We start from the raw sequence: 17206 nt of genomic DNA, 5'->3' as shown, positions 1-17206 counted from the left end.
TCTCAGATTAATCGCGGTGACCGTAGGTACGAGGCTTGATGTAGTAATCAAGCAACGGTGCGGTGAGGTTCGCCAGTAATACAGCAAAGGCGAAAGCATCTGGGTAGCCACCGTAACTACGGATCACGTAAACCAGTACGCCGATCAATGCACCGAAGATTAGTCGTCCTTTATTGCTGGTCGCTGCTGTCACAGGATCTGTCGCAATAAAGAAAGCACCTAACATGGTGGCACCGCTAAATAGATGCAGTAGTGGACTGATATGCGTTGCTGGTTGCCATAACCAGCCTATAGCGGCACACACGGTTAACGCACCCAACACACCTGCACTGATGTGCCAACGGATGAGTTTAAGCTTTAACATGACTAATCCGCCCAGTAGATAGGCGAGGTTAACCCAGAACCAACCTGCACCGGCGATCCCATTGAACGCCGGTTTTTGTAGGATTTCGCTGATCGAGTGGCCTTGTGATAAGTCGGTCCGCAGCGTATCGAGAGGGGTCGCCATGGTAAAACCGTCGACACTGAGCTGGAAGCTGTCAGCAACACTGATCTGAGTGCCCGCTAGAATCACGTTTAAGCTTTCAAAAAAAGCAGGCGCATGAGCGGATGCACCCACTGGCGCAACCCATGAGGTCATTTGCACGGGGAAGGCAATCAAAAGTACCACATAAGCTGCCATCGCAGGGTTAAATAGGTTGTTGCCCAATCCACCATACAGCTGCTTAACCATAACAATCGCAAATGCGGTACCGATAACGGTTAGCCACCATGGCGCCAACGGTGGAACCGCAACACCAATCAACAACGCAGTCAGCAACGCACTGTTATCACTAATGGCGCTGGCGGCGGTGCGCTGGCGTAATTTCATTACTGCACTTTCGGTCGCAACTGCTGTAAGCATGGCGAGCAACACCTGAAACAGTGTGCCCCAACCAAAGAAGGCAATCTGAACCGCAAAGCCGGGAAGGGCGCAAAGTAGTACGCGTTGCATCACGGTACTGGTCTGTAATGGCCGAATAATGTGGGGAGATGATGCGATTTTAAAGGCCATTAGTCTTGGTTCTCCTTATCAGCGAGTGCTTTCTTGGCTTTAGCTTTGGCAATCGCCGCAGCAACGCGTGCTTTTTTGGCATCCGCTGCTGTTGGCTCTGCTGAAGTTTCTGCTTGAGGGCAGACTTCAGCCGTGGTGCTAGTATGTGTAGGCTCGGCAGCGCTAGGTGAACCCTGTTGCTGTTCACCAGCTTCTGCGGCCGTGGCGTCGGATTGTTGCGCTTTCTTGGCTTTTGCTTTCGCAACTGCGGCGGCGATACGGGCTTGTTTGGCATCCACTTCGGTTGGCGCTGCTTTGGTGTTGCTGTCAGTTGACGGGGGCGCTTCGGTGTTGGCGGTAGATGATTCTGCCTCAACACTCGCTACCGACGACTCTGTTTGCTGTGCCTTCTTAGCTTTTGCTTTCGCTATTGCGGCGGCGATACGTGCTTGCTTGGTATCCACTTCGTTTGAAGTTGCTTCCGTATTGGTGTCAGGTGACTGAGTGGCTTCGGTATCGGCGGCAGATGATTCTGCCTCAGCACTCGTTGTCGACGAGTCTACTTGCTGTGCTTTTTTTGTTTTGGCTCGGGCGACTGCGGCGGCGATACGTGCTTGCTTATCACTTGCTGGTTTCTCTGCGCTTTCGCTCGCGGTTGGTGTCCTGCTAGCTTCTGCTGGCACTGCCTCGCCAGCTTGCTGGGCTTTTTTGGCTTTAGCGCGCGCAATAGCGGCAGCAACTTGTGACTTTTTATCGTCAGCGGCAGCTGTGTCCGTTGAATTGGCTGCAGCCGTGTCGCCGGCTTGCTGTGCTTTTTTAGCTTTAGCGCGAGCGATGGCGGCAGCAACTTGTGACTTTTTATCGTTAGCGGCAGCAGTGTCCGTTGAATCGGCACCAGCAGTGTCGTCTGTTTGTTGAGCTTTCTTGGCTTTAGCGCGCGCGATGGCAGCGGAAACTTGTGATTGCTTATCATCGGTCGCTGCAGTTGGAGTATTCGCCTGTTCGCTAGTCTCTTGTTCCGCCTTTTTGGCTTTTACACGTGCCAGTGCAGCAGCAACGGCATCCTTTTCATTGCCACTCATGCTCGCTTTGCGGCGTTCAGCCGCCTCACGCGCTTTGGCTTCACGTTCCTGCTTCTCTTGCTCTAAGCGGGCGATGCGGGCTTCGTAACGAATTTTTGCCTGATCAGCTTGTACTTTGTCAGCCTTCGCTTGGCGAATAGCAGCTTTGGCTACGCGATAGTATTCCACTAAGGGAATATCAGATGGGCAGACGTAGGCACAACAACCACATTCAATACAGTCCTGTAAATTAAACGCAGTCGCTTTGTCGTATTCCTGTGCTTTGGCGTGCCAATAAAGCTGTTGCGGCAGTAAATCTGCTGGGCATACTTGGGCACACTCTCCGCAACGGATACAAGCGCGCTCTTGCTGTGGATGGGTAAGCTCAGCGCTGCTTGGGACCAGTAAACAGTTGGTACCTTTGAGTACGGGCACGGCGGCATCGAAGAGGGTATAGCCCATCATCGGTCCACCAACAATCACCTCGGCAGTGTTGGTATCTTTGATGCCGCACTGGCGTAATACGTGATTGACTGGGGTACCAATTGGCAACCAGTAGTTGGCGTTTTGTGTCAGATTACCGCCCGTCACCGTAACAACGCGTTCGAGCAGCGGCTTGCCTGCCAACACTGCATCGCGAATGGCTAGAGATGTGCCGACGTTATGCACCACTATGCCGAGTTCTGCAGGAATAGAGCCCGATGGTACTTCTTGTCCCGTGAGGATCTGGATCAATTGTTTTTCACCGCCAGACGGATATTTAGTGGGAATAACGCGAACACTGGTCAGCGCTTTTAACGTATTGTGTTGTGCTACGGCGGTAGTCATGCTGGCGGCGGCTTCCGCCTTATTATCTTCAATCGCGATGACAATCCGCTTAGCATGCACTAGGTGTTGAATAATTTCGATGCCAGCGACAATCCCCTTGGCGTGTTCACGCATTAGGCGATCGTCAGAGGTAATGTATGGCTCGCACTCCACGCCGTTGATAATCAGCAAATCGATAGTATTCGCTGGGTTAAGCTTGATGTGGCTAGGGAACATGGCGCCGCCCATGCCTGCAATGCCTGCGTCACGAATACGGCGCAGTATTTGTTCTTTACTCAGCTCGGCGAGTGTAGCGGCGTCGTAACTCACTTCTTTATCGTCGCCATCAGCTGCAATAACACAGGTAAGCTGCGGTAGGCCAGAAGCATGATTGCTGGCGCGGGGCTCGATATGGGTGACTGTTCCTGAGGTTGGCGCGTGCACCGCACAATACATAGCGCCAGCCGCTTGGGTTAGCGCTTGGCCTTTGAGAACGTGGTCGCCAACATTAACTGCGAGCAAGGCACAATCACCTACCTGAGGTAGTGGTATCCAATATTCTTCGGCCAGCGGTAGCCGAGCAATCGCCGTTTGATTGGATAACTGTTTCATCTGCGGCGGATGAATACCACCAGCCAACGGCCATAGCGTGTTTTGATCAATAATGTCGATAAGATTCAAGAGCGCTATCCCCAATTACAAAGTTTTCACTGGAATGGCATTTAAGCGCCAATCCCAACTACGTGTGTCTTGTGCCACAGGGATCATATCGATGCAGTCAACAGGGCAGGGCTCAACGCATAGATCACAACCGGTACAATTGACGGTTAACACGGTATGCATCAGTTTACCTGCGCCAACAATGGCATCTACCGGACAGGCTTGAATGCACTTAGTGCAGCCGATACATTCCTCTTCACGGATATAGGCCACTTTCTTTATCTGTTCTTGGGCTTCTTCCGCTAAAGGCTCAGGTTCAACGCCCATGAGATCAGCCAGCTTTTCCATGGTGGCGGTACCACCAGGAGGGCAACGATTGATCTTCTCGCCGTTAGCAATCGCTTCGGCATATGGGCGACAACCTGGAAAGCCACATTGACCGCATTGGGTCTGTGGCAGCAGTGATTCAATTTGATCAACAATCGGGTTGCCTTCAACGCGAAACTTTTCCGCGGCAAACCCCAAAATGACACCAAACACTAAGGCCAGCAGTGTCAATAAAATTACAGCTGTTAACATCTGTGCCTCTCTATTATTTCACTAAGCCGGTAAAGCCCATAAAGGCCAGTGACATAAGTCCAGCAGTGATCATCGCAATAGCCCCGCCTTTAAATGGCGTTGGCACGTCGGCGGCGGCTAAGCGTTCACGCATGGCAGAAAATAGGATCAACACCAAAGAAAAACCGACCGCGGCACCAAAGCCGTACACGGCACTTTGCAATAAGTTGTGCTTTTCGTTGACGTTAAGCAGTGCAACCCCTAACACAGCACAGTTGGTGGTGATCAGTGGCAGATAAATACCTAAAGCGCGGTAAAGGGAGGCACTGGTCTTCTGCACGACCATCTCGGTAAATTGCACCACGACAGCGATCACCAGAATAAAACTCATAGTGCGTAAGTAAGTTAGGTCAAATGGCAGTAACAAATACTGATTGACTAAGTAACTTAAAATAGAGGCCAACGTCAGTACAAAAGTGGTGGCCATCGCCATCCCGAGGGCAGACTCAAGCTTGCCTGATACGCCCATAAACGGGCACAAGCCAAGAAATTTCACTAATACAAAGTTGTTGACCAGTACTGTGCCGACCAACAGCAATAAATATTCAGTCATTGCAACGCAATTTGGTTATTTCGCAAGACGCTTATTATCGGCATTTAGGCAGCGATAAACAACACATAGAATTCAGGGGTTAGCGTTATTTACCAACAGTTGGCCCGAAATAAACCAAATAATTGCGACAATAAAAACAACTTGTTGTATTGAGCTGTACCTAAGGTCTGAATGGGATTTTTAAAACTAGCAGAGGGGGAGTTGTTGGCGTAGCGTGGCTCCCCAGACTGGACTTGAACCAGTGACATACGGATTAACAGTCCGCCGTTCTACCGACTGAACTACTGGGGAACAGATTGTAACGCTTAAGATGGCTCCCCAGACTGGACTTGAACCAGTGACATACGGATTAACAGTCCGCCGTTCTACCGACTGAACTACTGGGGAACAGATTGTAACGCTTAAGATGGCTCCCCAGACTGGACTTGAACCAGTGACATACGGATTAACAGTCCGCCGTTCTACCGACTGAACTACTGGGGAACAGATTGTAACGCTTAAGATGGCTCCCCAGACTGGACTTGAACCAGTGACATACGGATTAACAGTCCGCCGTTCTACCGACTGAACTACTGGGGAATCGCAAGCGTCTCGCTTAAGAACGGAGCGCATAGTAAAACGCTCTTTGGAATGAGTCAACTCGCCTTTTCAAAAAAAGCCGCGAATTAGTTGTTGATTGCTTATCTTGTGCGCATAACGAATAAAATCGGCCAATTAATGACGAATAATGCATAAAAAATAACAGCTAAGCACAACTTCTATATCAATATTGGCACTACATATGTTGTTATTGAATTTGAAAAGATCAGCTGAATTACAGCATTGGGGCTAAAGCTTGAGCGTTTATCCCATAAAGAGAAATTTATCTTGCACCGAAGCAGGGCGTTGGCGATCGGCATTTATGTCGATCCTCGACTAATTAGTTAGAGGTAGAGTGAGCGTCTTCAAGATTTTTTTTGTAGAGAGGTGTGCGGTGGCAAAGGTGTCGATTTTGCAATCCCGCATGGCTACGGGGTTAGCGGTACTTATCCACTATTTCTGTGGATAACCTTGTGAGTTAAAGGTACAAATGGCACGCAAACCCTTGTGGAGACTGCGATAGTCTTAATTTGCGCAAAAATTTTTAATAAAAGCAAATTTAAATAATATCAATATGTTAGAAAAGTCAAGACTATGCAAAAGGCATTTGTTACATAACTGACTATTTACTGAAGATCGTTATTTCTGCGTTGTGCATTAAATTGGGGCAGTTTAACTGATTTTGGCGAAAATCAAGCCAAAGCATTGATCGCGATCATTTATGGTTGTTCTGAAATGCTAACAATCCTAGGCCAGAAATTTAGCGGAAGTTTGGCGTGGTGGTAGCAGTTATAACGGGAGCTGATTACAATGCTCCCAAGTTAAAAGGAGCTGTTACTGTGTCCGACACTGTTTTCAAACTTGAGTCCAATTATTCTCCAGCGGGCGATCAGCCTACCGCCATCCAACAATTAGTGGATGGATTAGATGCTGGTTTAGCCCACCAAACCTTGTTAGGGGTGACGGGATCGGGCAAAACGTTCACCATCGCCAATGTGATCGCCAACTTAGGGCGACCCACCATAATTTTGGCCCCCAATAAAACCTTGGCTGCACAGCTGTATGGCGAAATGAAAGAGTTCTTTCCCCATAACGCGGTAGAGTATTTCGTTTCTTACTACGACTATTACCAGCCCGAAGCCTATGTGCCATCCACCAACACCTTTATTGAAAAGGATGCGTCGGTTAACGCCCATATTGAGCAGATGCGTTTGTCAGCCACTAAGGCATTGTTAGAACGGCGTGATGTGGTGCTGGTGGCTTCGGTATCGGCAATCTATGGTTTGGGCGATCCCGATTCCTACATGAAGATGCTATTGCATCTGCGACAAGGCGATATTGTTGATCAACGCGATATTCTCAAGCGATTAAGCGAGCTGCAATATACTCGCAACGACATTGAGTTGGCGCGCGGCACCTTCCGCGTTCGCGGTGAAGTCATTGATATCTTTCCAGCGGAATCGGATAGAGATGCAATTCGCGTAGAGTTGTTTGACGAAGAGATCGATCGCCTGTCGCTGTTTGACCCACTAACGGGACATGTCACCAAAAAAATTGCTAGGGCCACGGTCTATCCTAAAACGCACTACGTAACACCGAGAGAAAAGATTCTAGCGGCTGCAGAGCAAATAAAGGAAGAGCTACGTGAGCGGCGTGAGCAACTGCTGCAGCTTAATAAATTAGTCGAAGTGCAGCGCCTTACTGAGCGAGTGCAGTACGACATCGAAATGATGATGGAGCTGGGCTACTGTTCTGGTATTGAAAACTACTCACGTTATCTGTCAGGTCGCGCCCCTGGCGAAGGCCCACCAACATTGTTGGATTACCTACCCGATGACGGTCTGATGATTATTGATGAATCACACGTTACCGTGCCACAAATCGGCGCTATGTATAAAGGTGACCGTTCGCGTAAAACAACGCTGGTGGAATATGGGTTCCGTTTACCGTCAGCACTCGACAACCGGCCACTGAAGTTTGAAGAGTTCGAAACGCTGATGCCACAGACCATTTATGTGTCTGCCACACCGGGCAGTTATGAGATTGAACGCAGTGACGGCGAGATTGCCGAGCAGGTTGTTCGGCCAACCGGATTACTCGATCCTGAAATCGAAGTGCGCCCAGTGGCGATTCAGGTTGACGACTTACTGTCTGAAGTAGCGAAGCGCGTAGCGGTAAATGAGCGCGTGTTGGTAACGACGCTCACCAAACGCATGTCGGAAGATTTAACGGAATATCTCGACGAGCACGGCGTTAAAGTGCGCTATCTACACTCTGACGTGGATACCGTAGAGCGGGTCGAAATTATTCGTGATTTGCGTAAAGGGATCTTTGATGTTCTGGTGGGTATTAACTTGCTGCGTGAAGGCCTCGACATGCCTGAAGTATCACTGGTGTGTATTTTTGATGCTGACAAAGAAGGCTTCTTACGTTCTGAGCGCTCCTTGATCCAGACCATCGGCCGTGCTGCACGTAACGTGAATGGTAAAGTCATTTTGTACGCCGATAGAATCACGGCATCGATGAATAAAGCGATGGGGGAAACCGCGCGCCGCCGTGAGAAACAACATCAGTTTAACCTTGAGAATGGCATTGTGCCGCGTGGGGTGGTGAAACGCATTACTGATGTGATGGATATTGGTGACAGCCGAGAGCGCGATATGCCAACGAATGATGACATTCGCGATGTTCGCCGTGTTGCTGAGCCAAAAGCGCGCTATCACGGTAACGTTGCCGAATTAACCAAAGAGCTCGCCGCAATGGAAGAACGTATGTATGAACACGCGCGCAATCTCGAGTTTGAAGAAGCCGCAGCACTGCGGGACGAAATTGCTGGCCTGAATGAGCAGCTAAAACGTATGGGATAGTTGCTGCTTAGTGCTATGCCATCAACAACGCCGCCGACTCACTATCTGCGGCGTTATTTTTATTAGGAAGCTAACGGCGGTGGGACTTTGTTAAATGTTTTTTGCCGCCGACCACATAAGACTTAGGCAAGCAGCGTAAGATGCCGCTTAGTCACTCCTCACAACCAGCGACTCACGCTAACCCAATGGTGCTTGGCTACATGCCAACGGGGCGATTAAACGCCTCTCGCACGGCATGGAATCTAAGCCTCGGTGGCCGAATGACCCACTAACAACACGTTTATTTTCTTGAAAAATTAAATGTTAAACGGCAACAGCAGCTAGATTTTATTTGACCAATAACCATAGCCTCGGAACAGGACAAATAGCACGATTCCGCTAATTAAACCGATGAGGTGGGCCTCTGTTGCTACGCGGGCACCAATCAAAGCGGTGACTTCGTTGCTCGCACCTAAGGTTTGTTCAGAAATGACTTTGGCACTGACGCCGATAAGCAATAGCCATCCCGAGCGCCAACCTCTGCCAATGTCACTTAACGCACCAAACACAAATAAGCCGTGCAATGCGCCGCTTAAGCCAACATAACCCAACAGCGACGGAACCCACAGATAAAGACCGATGCCTTGCATCAAGCAGAGCATTAGCAGCAATAGTAGCAAACCTCTGGCGCGATAATGCATGCGGTGGATATAAGTGACAACCCACAAGCCAGCGAGGTTCATCAACAGATGCCACCCGTTGGTATGCATTAAATTACCGGTCAATAGCCGCCATAGCTCACCATCAGCAATGTTAGCGCGCTGATAGGCTAAGCTTTCCGTTAAATCTGCGCCTTGTAGTGCTACGCATAACAAAGATAATCCAAAGATGACTCGCCACAGCGGTGGGAAGCGAGTCATCAAGCCGTTTACGCTCATGCGCGGGACATCTTCTGCTGCAGTTGTTGCTGCACCGCGGCTTGGTTATCGAGGTAGTGTGTTAGCCCTTGGTGACGTAGCTTACACGCTGGACACTCGCCGCAACCGTCGCCTTTAATGCCGTTATAACAGGTGAGCGTATGGTGACGGACTAAATCTAACTGGCCATAATGATCTGCCAGTGCCCAGGTTTCAGCTTTATCTAACCACATCAAAGGAGTGACGAGATTCAGCGGCCGATCCATGCCGAGCTCTAAGGCTTTATTGAGTGCGATAACAAAATCATTGCGGCAGTCTGGGTAACCGGAAAAATCGGTTTCGCATACGCCTGTGATCACCGCTTCGGCACCAATTTGATAGGCGTAAATGCCTGCCAGCGTTAAAAATAGAATATTACGACCGGGCACAAAGGTATTCGGTAATCCATTGTCCATCAGCTCATTTGATACCGGAATATTATCGCGGGTGAGGGCAGAGATTGCTAAATCGTTAAGCAGACCAACATCAAGCACTTTGTGGCTTGCGACCCCAAGTTTCGCCGCCACCTGTTGTGCCACCTCAATTTCGGCTTTATGACGTTGGCCGTAATCAAAAGTGATCGCATGCACTTCATCATATTGTTCAAGTGCTTGTACTAAACAGGTGGTCGAGTCTTGGCCGCCGCTGAATACAATAATGGCTTTACGTTGGTTGTTGGCTGTCGCTGTTGTCATATTGGCTAATGTACTTACTAAAATTGGCGCTAGTTTAGCGTAAAAGCCTGATAAGCCCTAGAGTGTGTTGATCTTTGGTGTTTAATTGTTGTTCAAATTGAGTGCATTATGAGCAAGGCGCAGCCAGTGACGCTTAGTCAACTAAGCAAACTGGAGGCAACAAAGTTCAGCCTGCATTTAAATGAACCCTTCAGGCCGCGATAGCGCGGGATTTATCCGTATCGGTGGAGAATGACGACACGGCACATCAGCTGTCTTGTCTAAATTGCGCTCTTCTTGCTGCAAAATAATCAACAAAGGTCAACAGTTCCAAGCCACAGCTGCATTGCGTTTAGCGCTGAAATCTTCTATAAAGTGCGCCGCAACGAAAAGAGGTTAGTACATGCAATATCCAGTCAACGAGATTTTCCAAACGATTCAAGGCGAAGGTCAGTGGACCGGTGTACCTGCGTTATTTGTGCGCTTACAAGGTTGCTCGGTCGGGTGTCCATGGTGTGACACCAAGCAAACTTGGGAATTACTGCCTGCAAATCAAGTGGAAAATGGGGTGATTTTTCAGACTGACGGCGAAATTGGCCGTTGGTCAGAACTCTCGGCGGCAAAGATTATTGAGGGCTTCACTAAACAGCAATTTACCGCCAAGCATGTGGTGATTACAGGCGGTGAACCTTGCATGTATGATCTGCGACAGCTTACCGAAGCGTTGCATGCTGCGGGTTATACCACGCAAATTGAAACCAGTGGTACATTTGAGGTGCAGTGTGCGGAAGCGACTTGGGTCACCGTATCACCTAAAGTCGCGATGCAAGGAAAATTACCCGTGCTGGCATCAGCACTGGTGCGCGCCAATGAGATAAAACACCCAGTCGCAACCGCATTACACATTGAGCAGCTTGATGAGTTATTAGCGCAAATTGATACCGATGGAAAAACCATCTGTTTACAGCCGATCAGCCAAAAGGCGCGCGCTACTGAGTTAGCCATGAAAGTGTGCATTGAGCGCAACTGGCGTTTGTCAGTACAAACACACAAATATCTACAGATCGACTGATTACTCGCAGCAGTCGTCATGGTTAAGCCAAGCTTGGTGAAGCAGGGTGAGAGCAGCATGAAACGACATCGGCCTAGTGTGGATGTCGTTTTTTATTGATGTTTTATCTGTTGGTAGACGTACTGTCGCCAACGAAATGAAGGCGCGACAATATGCTGACTATGTAATCGAGCAAAGATGGTATTAATAACAGCAAGAAGAAAAGCGTAGGAAATAACAAGAGAAAATGGTGGAGGGAGAAGGATTCGAACCTTCGAAGGCGGAGCCGTCAGATTTACAGTCTGATCCCTTTGGCCACTCGGGAACCCCTCCAGTGCTTATTCAAAACACATCATTACTAGCCGTTGCAAAATGGTGGAGGGAGAAGGATTCGAACCTTCGAAGGCGGAGCCGTCAGATTTACAGTCTGATCCCTTTGGCCACTCGGGAACCCCTCCAGTGCTTATTCAAAACACATCATTACTAGCCGTTGCAAAATGGTGGAGGGAGAAGGATTCGAACCTTCGAAGGCGGAGCCGTCAGATTTACAGTCTGATCCCTTTGGCCACTCGGGAACCCCTCCTCATTTAGCGGCGGCAATAGTATACATAGACAGATTTCATGTAAAGCCCGAATTTTAAAAAAACGCTAAAGTTCCTCTCCAACTGGTCGATTAAATAACAACAGATTGTTTTTCTGATGTTTTTTTATGCAAACTACGCCAGTCATTGTTAATGAGTTACAACTTGCACCTAAGCTGCATCAAGCCGTTGATCAAAATCATCGTGGTGATTTTGGTCTGCTGTTGGCATTGCTATCGCAAGATGCGTGTGATTGGCCACAATTCCATCTGCAGGATGGGGGCTCAACCGAACAGCAGTTGCACAAACAGTTTGAATTGCCCCCAACTGAGCCGCTTTTAGCTAATTTGGCGACTGATGCTGTGGTGACTGATAACAGCGCCACTTTTGCCGAGCAAGGCGCTACCGCATTTCGACTACAGCAGTGTTTGCGACCCGAAGCGTTAGTGATCCGTGGTGAGCATTCGATGGAAATGAGCGAAGTGATTGAAAATTTGGATCTGCATAGTCGTAGTCGCTATGCTGGCACCGCTATTAATGTACTGCCACAAGTGCCTGATTTTGCAGATCAGCTTACCGAACAGCGTATGTGGCTCAATAAGAGTATCGCAGCGTGAATTAAACCACAGTCTTTGCGCAGCTAATCAGCATATAATCACACCTATTACTGTTTACGGCTGGAGCAAGTCATGAAAAGTATCCAAGATGCACAAAGCAGTTTAGTCAACGATACCTGCGCTGAATGCGGTAGTTTTGTCGATATAGGTGCGGTGGTTGAAGAAGGTGACACCAAATTACAACTCAATTTAAGCGGTGATAATGCCAGAGCAGAAGCGGGGATGTTAGCGGAACAAGCAACGCAGCGTTTTGCTGATGCTGTGGTTGAATTACAACAACAGGGTAATGACGTTCAGCTTAATATTGAGTTTGGTTGTAGCGCTGAAAAGATGATATTTCAGCTACAGCACAATTTGCCTTAGCAAAACAGATACCTACTAAAAAGTGTTAAATGTAAGTAAATATTAAACTTATTGCGCCAACAGTAGGTGCTGTGTAATCTGCTGTGGTAATAAAATAACTTCCATAGGGCAGTGGGATATAGGTGATTGGTTTGGCAATAGGCGTTAATCGTGAGAAGTTTCAACGGTTACTGGAGTCGCTGACGAATTCTGAGGCCAAGCAAACCGGCAACTTTATAGAGACGGCTAAGTTAGCAACTCGATTGCTTAGCGAACAACTTGAAGTTAATCAGGTCAGCATTTGGTCTTGGTCGAAGGATCAACATATTCAGTTTGCTGTAGCGCGAGCAGGTCATCCTGTCGCATGTGAACGGCCAAAGCATCTGGCAGATATGGAAATGTATATCGCCGAGTTGCGTAAGCATTTGCATATTAATGCTAATGATGCAGCCAATGATATGCGCTTGATTGAGTTGCAGCGTGATTACCTTATTCCAAACGATATCGGTCGCTGTTTAGACGTCGCTATCCGTATCAACGGGCATATCGAAGGCGTGCTTAGTCTCGAACGTACCATGCAGATGCCTCCTTGGGATAACGCCGAAATTGATATCGCGACTCATGTGGCCGATCAACTGGCGTTAACCTTGGCCACCAATGACGCTTATCAAAAAGATGAAATGCTGAGCTTATTTCAGTCGGCCATCGATAATTCGCGCCAAATCACCATGTTGGTTGATTTACACCAAGGGCGAATTGAATACGTTAACGCTGCTCACGAATCAATTACTGGCATTGCCCCAGCGCAAATCGTTGGTAAAAGTCTGTACGAATTAGTCTACTTCAAGGAACATCCGCGTGAAGCCAAGCAGACATTATCGCAACTGTGTAGCGGTGATTATGTGCGAGGCATGTATTCATTCAACAATCTAGCTGGCAATGAAGTGTGGATTAAGTTTTTTGCCAGTCAGTTTGAAACCCCTCGTGGCAACCATTTTGCGCTGATTTCCGCTGAAGATTACACCGACATTCGCCAGAGTCAGCTAGAGCTCGAACATCTGGCATGGCACTGTAATTTGACCGGATTATATAATCGTCCTTACTTTACGCGTGCGTTGGATCGGATGGCTGAAGGTTGGCTTGTCATGGTCAATCTCATGGGATTTAAGCGGTATAACGACACTTATGGTCATGAGCAGGGCGATGAGATGTTGGTCGAGGTCGGCCGTCGGTTACGCAGTTTTGCCAGTTCTCATTTTGGTGATAATTACATCAGTGCGCGTGTGGGCAGTGATGAGTTTGCTTTGCTGCTGCATAGTCCTGAAGTGCCTGAGTTATCAATGGTAGTTAAAAAGCTGCATCAACAGCTGTCTCATCCGGTTTCTTTTGGTTGTGAATCGGTGGAAGTACGACCAGCAATTGCGATCGTCGATATCTCAAAAGTTGCTAGTACGGTGTCACCACTGACGTGTGCAGATATCGCCTTGCAAAGCGCTAAGAAAAAGCAAGGACAGCCCATCCAGACTTTTACTTCGACGTTATTGGATGCCTTTAAGGATGACGCGGAGTTGGAGCGGGATCTCAACCACGCCATTCGTACACGTCAGTTTGAACTCTATTACCAACCGCTAAAAGATCTGCAAACTCAACGCTATATTGGAGCTGAGGCGTTAATCCGCTGGCATCATCCCAAAAGAGGGGTGTTGTACCCTGGGGCGTTTATCGACCTTGCTGAGCAAACCGGGCTGATCAATGCCATTGGCTCATGGGTGCTGGAAGCGGCCTGTAAACAGCTGTACCTGTGGCAGCATCACGATATCAATCTATCGATGCATGTGAATGTGTCTGCGCGGCAGTTCTTTAGCAGCAACTTGTACGAACAGGTATGGGATTTGCTGAATCGTTATCCGTTGAAGCCTCGAAGTTTAATTCTAGAGATTACTGAAACTGAGTTGATGGAAGATATTCGTTATGCCACTAACTTGTGCCAAGAATTGGCTGAGTTAGGTGTCGGGTTAGCCATCGATGATTTCGGCACGGGTTACAGCTCTATGCGTTATCTCAAGCAGTTCCCGATCAGCAAACTGAAAATTGACCGTTCATTTATCACTGACTTGAACATCAGCCACCAAAGTCGTGAAATTGTCAGCGCTATCATTGCGATGGCGAAGGCGTTGAATATTTCATTGACGGCGGAAGGGGTGGAGAACACCGAACAGGAGACGTTCCTAACGGAAAATCTCTGCCATCAAGCGCAAGGCTTTTTATACAGTCCGGCGTTACGTGAAGCGGAATTTTCTATGTTTATAGAGAACGCTAAAGAGGCGGTGCTGCATTAAGGCTTTAGGCAGCACTGTTTGAATTTCTTACCACTGCCACAAATACATGGCTCATTTCGCCCTGGTATCTTCACCGGTAGTTGTTCCCCTGTGGTGTAGAACCATTGCCCTTGTTCGCGGCAGAACTGTGACACTTCATGAATGGCGCCCACCTGACCATTATCTTTAAACCATGCGCAGAAATGTACTTGCCCTTCGGTTTCATCTTGCTCACTACTCAACACTTGTAGGCCAAGCCACTGTTCAGGAGTCGCTTCTGCTAGCGCTTGCTCCGTGAGTTCGGCGCGATAATCCGTGGCATGAGTCAACAACAGATAATCGAATAACTGCAACACAAATGCGGTATAGCGCGAGCGCATCAACTGTTCGGGAGAGGTTGCATTGTGATGAATATGAAACGGTTGGCAACATTCGCCATAGCTTGAGCCGCTATGACATGGGCAGTTAGCGGCCGCAGAAAGTGACATGGTCATGAGGTAATGTTGAGCCTATGGGTTAATCGGGGCTTTTATCGGTGAAAATTGTTCGCCGTAATACCAGTTTGGTTTCGGTGTCGCATCGTAGTATAGCTTGGGCTCTGCACGGTTACTCACATCCAATACCACTTGCCATTGGTTCGTGGTCTGGTCAGCTTTTTTAAGTACCATAACTAACTTACCTGCAAACTCACTGATCGGCTCTTCGGTATCTTTAGGCGGATGAAAGCGTACCATGTAGTAGCAAATGTCAGTTACCTCATTGCCGTGACGTTGCCTATCGACTACACGAAAATCGACTTCTAGCGTAGCCCGGCGTTTTTTAACTCGATCAAAAAACTTTTGGTACAGCGCTAATACCTCGTCCAGCCCCTTAATAATGCCAATACTAGGTTGTTCCGGCACGTAAGTGGCATTTTTTGCATAGACAGATTTAAGTTGCTCAGCATCTAGCGCCGCAAACGCTGTGGCATACTGTCGATATATTGCATTCAAGGCTGCCTGATCTTGCTCTTGGTGCGTTTTAGCCCAGCTTGGGGCGATCATCAAACTGAGTAAGATGAAAGCAGTTAGTAGGAATTTCATTAAGTAATTCGAAGTTTATGCAGTTGTTGTCACTATAATGGATACGTATTTTAATCAGAAGATTGATTTATTTACAAAGTGTGTAGCCAAACTTGAGTCTGGGGGACGGGCAATGGAGCAAACTGACCGTAATCTTTTTCTGGAAGAGATGGCCGATGTGGTGCCTCTTAGGCACGATGTTAGCCAGCAGACTATCCGCAATGAGCCTTCAGCCGGACAGTTAGCACGAAAAGCAGCGGCGGAACTGAGTGAATATCATCAACGTCTAATTACTGATCTTACTTTAATCCCGCCAGTAAAGCCCGAGGATATGCTGAGTTTTAAACGTGAAGGCGTGCAAGAAGCTGTGTTTAAAAATTTGCGTTTGGGTCAATATCAAACGGCAGCGGAGTTGGATGTTCACGCAATGTCTGTCGTTCAGGCGAGAGATTACTTACTGTCTTTTCTACAGGCTCAGATCAAACGTGGTCATCGTTGCGTCACCATTATCCACGGTAAAGGCCACACGAGTAAGCCGTTTCCAGCACTGATTAAGTCCTGCGTGAACTATTGGCTAAGTCAAGTAGACGAGGTGATGGCTTTTCACAGCGCACAACGTCATCACGGTGGCTACGGTGCGGTGTATGTGATGTTACCTAAATCAACCGCTAAACGGATTGAGAGCCGAGAAACTAACGCACGAGGTGTGCGCAGGCGATAGATAGATTCAGCCGAGTATTTTGTTTGACATACTCTCAGCCACCAATTAATTTAAACGTATGTTTAAAATTTGACTGAGGGCGCTATGTCCGGCCGAATCGATACCAAAACCAAAATACTAGATGCCGCAGAAAAGTTATTCGCCGAGCGTGGCTTTTCTGAGACATCTCTTCGTCTCATCACCAGCAAGGCCGAAGTAAACCTGGCGTCGGTCAATTATCATTTTGGTTCAAAAAAAGAGTTGATCCGAGCGGTGCTTGCACGCTACCTCGATCAATTTATGCCGGCCGCCTCGGACGAGATTGCCACGCTACGCCAGCAAAAGCCTAATGCGTCGTTGACGGAAATCTTTTCAGCCTTAGTTGGCCCCTTGTTGGCGCTTGATCGTATTCGCAATGGTGGCACTCGCACCTTTTTGCAATTGCTAGGGCGTGGCTATATCGAAAGCCAAGGCCATTTGCGTTGGTTTATCACCTCACACTACGGCGAACATCTGCATCAGTTTGTGACTGCGGTGCAGCAAAGCGTGCCAAATATTCCTAAGGCGGACATCTTTTGGCGCCTGCACTTCACCTTAGGCACTGTGGTGTTCACCATGGGCTCTGCTGATGCGTTAATGGACATAGCGGCGGCCGATTTTGGTGAGCGAAACAACATTGAAACGGTTATTCGTAAAGTGATCCCCTACATTGCATCCGGCGTAGCGGTATAACTCCCATAGGTAACATT

Annotated in this window: 15 protein-coding genes and 7 tRNA genes; 7 read left to right on the top strand and 15 right to left on the bottom strand. The window is 48.2% G+C overall.

Annotated features, from left to right (window positions below):
• Positions 1 to 7: 7 nt before the first annotated feature.
• From rsxD to ACN0TT_RS13295, 8 genes are all read right to left on the bottom strand, one after another.
• A complete protein-coding gene (gene rsxD / locus ACN0TT_RS13330; protein WP_417762634.1) occupies positions 8 to 1054 on the bottom strand; it encodes an electron transport complex subunit RsxD in 1047 nt (348 codons plus the stop codon).
• Positions 1054 to 3591 (bottom strand): electron transport complex subunit RsxC, encoded by a 2538-nt coding sequence (rsxC, locus tag ACN0TT_RS13325; protein ID WP_417762666.1) that lies wholly within the window; start codon positions 3589 to 3591, stop codon positions 1054 to 1056. The genes rsxD and rsxC overlap by 1 nt, the downstream gene beginning before the upstream one ends.
• A gap of 6 nt (positions 3592 to 3597) precedes the next feature.
• Entirely contained in the window at positions 3598 to 4140 is a 543-nt protein-coding gene (rsxB, locus tag ACN0TT_RS13320) for an electron transport complex subunit RsxB (protein WP_417762633.1), read from the bottom strand.
• A gap of 13 nt (positions 4141 to 4153) precedes the next feature.
• A complete protein-coding gene (rsxA, locus tag ACN0TT_RS13315) occupies positions 4154 to 4732 on the bottom strand; it encodes an electron transport complex subunit RsxA (RefSeq protein WP_417762632.1) in 579 nt (192 codons plus the stop codon).
• A gap of 215 nt (positions 4733 to 4947) precedes the next feature.
• A tRNA-Asn gene (locus ACN0TT_RS13310) sits at positions 4948 to 5023 on the bottom strand.
• Positions 5024 to 5043: 20 nt separating this feature from the next.
• Positions 5044 to 5119, bottom strand: a tRNA-Asn gene (locus ACN0TT_RS13305).
• A 20-nt stretch (positions 5120 to 5139) separates the two neighbouring features.
• Positions 5140 to 5215 (bottom strand) — tRNA-Asn (locus ACN0TT_RS13300).
• A 20-nt stretch (positions 5216 to 5235) separates the two neighbouring features.
• Positions 5236 to 5311, bottom strand: a tRNA-Asn gene (locus tag ACN0TT_RS13295).
• Positions 5312 to 6150: 839 nt separating this feature from the next.
• Here ACN0TT_RS13295 and uvrB point away from each other — a divergent pair.
• Positions 6151 to 8178, top strand: a complete 2028-nt coding sequence (gene uvrB, locus ACN0TT_RS13290; protein WP_417762631.1) for an excinuclease ABC subunit UvrB — start codon at positions 6151 to 6153, stop codon at positions 8176 to 8178.
• A gap of 320 nt (positions 8179 to 8498) precedes the next feature.
• Here uvrB and rrtA read toward each other — a convergent pair whose 3' ends face one another.
• Together rrtA and queC are read right to left on the bottom strand one after the other, a co-directional pair.
• The gene (gene rrtA, locus ACN0TT_RS13285) at positions 8499 to 9077 is read right to left on the bottom strand and encodes a rhombosortase (RefSeq protein WP_417762665.1); all 579 of its coding nucleotides are present in this window, start codon (positions 9075 to 9077) and stop codon (positions 8499 to 8501) included.
• Between the two features lie 14 nt (positions 9078 to 9091).
• Entirely contained in the window at positions 9092 to 9808 is a 717-nt protein-coding gene (queC, locus tag ACN0TT_RS13280) for a 7-cyano-7-deazaguanine synthase QueC (protein WP_417762630.1), read from the bottom strand.
• Between the two features lie 382 nt (positions 9809 to 10190).
• On the opposite strand from queC, the gene queE reads away from it, so the two are divergent.
• Positions 10191 to 10859 carry a 7-carboxy-7-deazaguanine synthase QueE gene (gene queE, locus ACN0TT_RS13275; protein WP_417762629.1) on the top strand — a complete coding sequence of 223 codons (669 nt, stop codon included), beginning with the start codon at positions 10191 to 10193 and terminating at the stop codon, positions 10857 to 10859.
• 227 nt (positions 10860 to 11086) lie between these two features.
• On the opposite strand, the gene ACN0TT_RS13270 is transcribed toward queE, so the two are convergent.
• From ACN0TT_RS13270 to ACN0TT_RS13260, 3 genes are all read right to left on the bottom strand, one after another.
• A tRNA-Tyr gene (locus ACN0TT_RS13270) sits at positions 11087 to 11171 on the bottom strand.
• Positions 11172 to 11211: 40 nt separating this feature from the next.
• Positions 11212 to 11296, bottom strand: a tRNA-Tyr gene (locus ACN0TT_RS13265).
• A 40-nt stretch (positions 11297 to 11336) separates the two neighbouring features.
• A tRNA-Tyr gene (locus ACN0TT_RS13260) sits at positions 11337 to 11421 on the bottom strand.
• Positions 11422 to 11547: 126 nt separating this feature from the next.
• On the opposite strand from ACN0TT_RS13260, the gene ACN0TT_RS13255 reads away from it, so the two are divergent.
• The 3 genes from ACN0TT_RS13255 (at position 11548) to ACN0TT_RS13245 (ending at position 14717) form a co-directional block, all read left to right on the top strand.
• Positions 11548 to 12036, top strand: a complete 489-nt coding sequence (locus ACN0TT_RS13255) for a VC2046/SO_2500 family protein (RefSeq protein WP_417762628.1) — start codon at positions 11548 to 11550, stop codon at positions 12034 to 12036.
• A 72-nt stretch (positions 12037 to 12108) separates the two neighbouring features.
• Positions 12109 to 12399 carry a DUF406 family protein gene (locus ACN0TT_RS13250; protein WP_417762627.1) on the top strand — a complete coding sequence of 97 codons (291 nt, stop codon included), beginning with the start codon at positions 12109 to 12111 and terminating at the stop codon, positions 12397 to 12399.
• A 131-nt stretch (positions 12400 to 12530) separates the two neighbouring features.
• The gene (locus tag ACN0TT_RS13245; RefSeq protein ID WP_417762626.1) at positions 12531 to 14717 is read left to right on the top strand and encodes an EAL domain-containing protein; all 2187 of its coding nucleotides are present in this window, start codon (positions 12531 to 12533) and stop codon (positions 14715 to 14717) included.
• Here the strand turns inward: ACN0TT_RS13245 and ACN0TT_RS13240 are convergent.
• Both ACN0TT_RS13240 and ACN0TT_RS13235 read right to left on the bottom strand, forming a co-directional pair.
• On the bottom strand, positions 14714 to 15184 hold the full coding sequence (locus ACN0TT_RS13240; protein WP_417762664.1) for a YchJ family protein: 471 nt from the start codon (positions 15182 to 15184) through the stop codon (positions 14714 to 14716). The two genes, ACN0TT_RS13245 and ACN0TT_RS13240, sit on opposite strands and share 4 nt — an antisense overlap.
• A gap of 21 nt (positions 15185 to 15205) precedes the next feature.
• Positions 15206 to 15778, bottom strand: a complete 573-nt coding sequence (locus tag ACN0TT_RS13235; RefSeq protein ID WP_417762625.1) for a YybH family protein — start codon at positions 15776 to 15778, stop codon at positions 15206 to 15208.
• A gap of 112 nt (positions 15779 to 15890) precedes the next feature.
• On the opposite strand from ACN0TT_RS13235, the gene smrA reads away from it, so the two are divergent.
• Positions 15891 to 16478 (top strand): DNA endonuclease SmrA, encoded by a 588-nt coding sequence (gene smrA, locus ACN0TT_RS13230; protein ID WP_417762624.1) that lies wholly within the window; start codon positions 15891 to 15893, stop codon positions 16476 to 16478.
• An 84-nt stretch (positions 16479 to 16562) separates the two neighbouring features.
• Complete coding sequence (locus tag ACN0TT_RS13225; protein ID WP_417762623.1) at positions 16563 to 17189, top strand: TetR/AcrR family transcriptional regulator; 627 nt, start codon at positions 16563 to 16565, stop codon at positions 17187 to 17189.
• Positions 17190 to 17206 lie beyond the last annotated feature (17 nt).

The sequence above is a fragment of the Shewanella sp. genome, from assembly GCF_048265805.1.
GTDB lineage: Bacteria > Pseudomonadota > Gammaproteobacteria > Enterobacterales > Shewanellaceae > Shewanella.
This window is presented reverse-complemented; position numbering and strand designations above follow the sequence as displayed.

What these genes read in the sequence shown, in the direction of transcription:
- queC (WP_417762630.1), bottom strand. Translation starts at nt 9,808, where the DNA reads ATGACAACAGCGACAGCCAACAACCAACGTAAAGCCATTATTGTATTC.
- ACN0TT_RS13250 (WP_417762627.1), top strand. Translation starts at nt 12,109, where the DNA reads ATGAAAAGTATCCAAGATGCACAAAGCAGTTTAGTCAACGATACCTGC.
- rsxD (WP_417762634.1), bottom strand. Translation starts at nt 1,054, where the DNA reads ATGGCCTTTAAAATCGCATCATCTCCCCACATTATTCGGCCATTACAG.
- rrtA (WP_417762665.1), bottom strand. Translation starts at nt 9,077, where the DNA reads ATGACTCGCTTCCCACCGCTGTGGCGAGTCATCTTTGGATTATCTTTG.
- ACN0TT_RS13255 (WP_417762628.1), top strand. Translation starts at nt 11,548, where the DNA reads ATGCAAACTACGCCAGTCATTGTTAATGAGTTACAACTTGCACCTAAG.
- rsxB (WP_417762633.1), bottom strand. Translation starts at nt 4,140, where the DNA reads ATGTTAACAGCTGTAATTTTATTGACACTGCTGGCCTTAGTGTTTGGT.
- smrA (WP_417762624.1), top strand. Translation starts at nt 15,891, where the DNA reads ATGGAGCAAACTGACCGTAATCTTTTTCTGGAAGAGATGGCCGATGTG.
- rsxA (WP_417762632.1), bottom strand. Translation starts at nt 4,732, where the DNA reads ATGACTGAATATTTATTGCTGTTGGTCGGCACAGTACTGGTCAACAAC.
- ACN0TT_RS13235 (WP_417762625.1), bottom strand. Translation starts at nt 15,778, where the DNA reads ATGAAATTCCTACTAACTGCTTTCATCTTACTCAGTTTGATGATCGCC.
- queE (WP_417762629.1), top strand. Translation starts at nt 10,191, where the DNA reads ATGCAATATCCAGTCAACGAGATTTTCCAAACGATTCAAGGCGAAGGT.
- ACN0TT_RS13240 (WP_417762664.1), bottom strand. Translation starts at nt 15,184, where the DNA reads ATGTCACTTTCTGCGGCCGCTAACTGCCCATGTCATAGCGGCTCAAGC.
- ACN0TT_RS13225 (WP_417762623.1), top strand. Translation starts at nt 16,563, where the DNA reads ATGTCCGGCCGAATCGATACCAAAACCAAAATACTAGATGCCGCAGAA.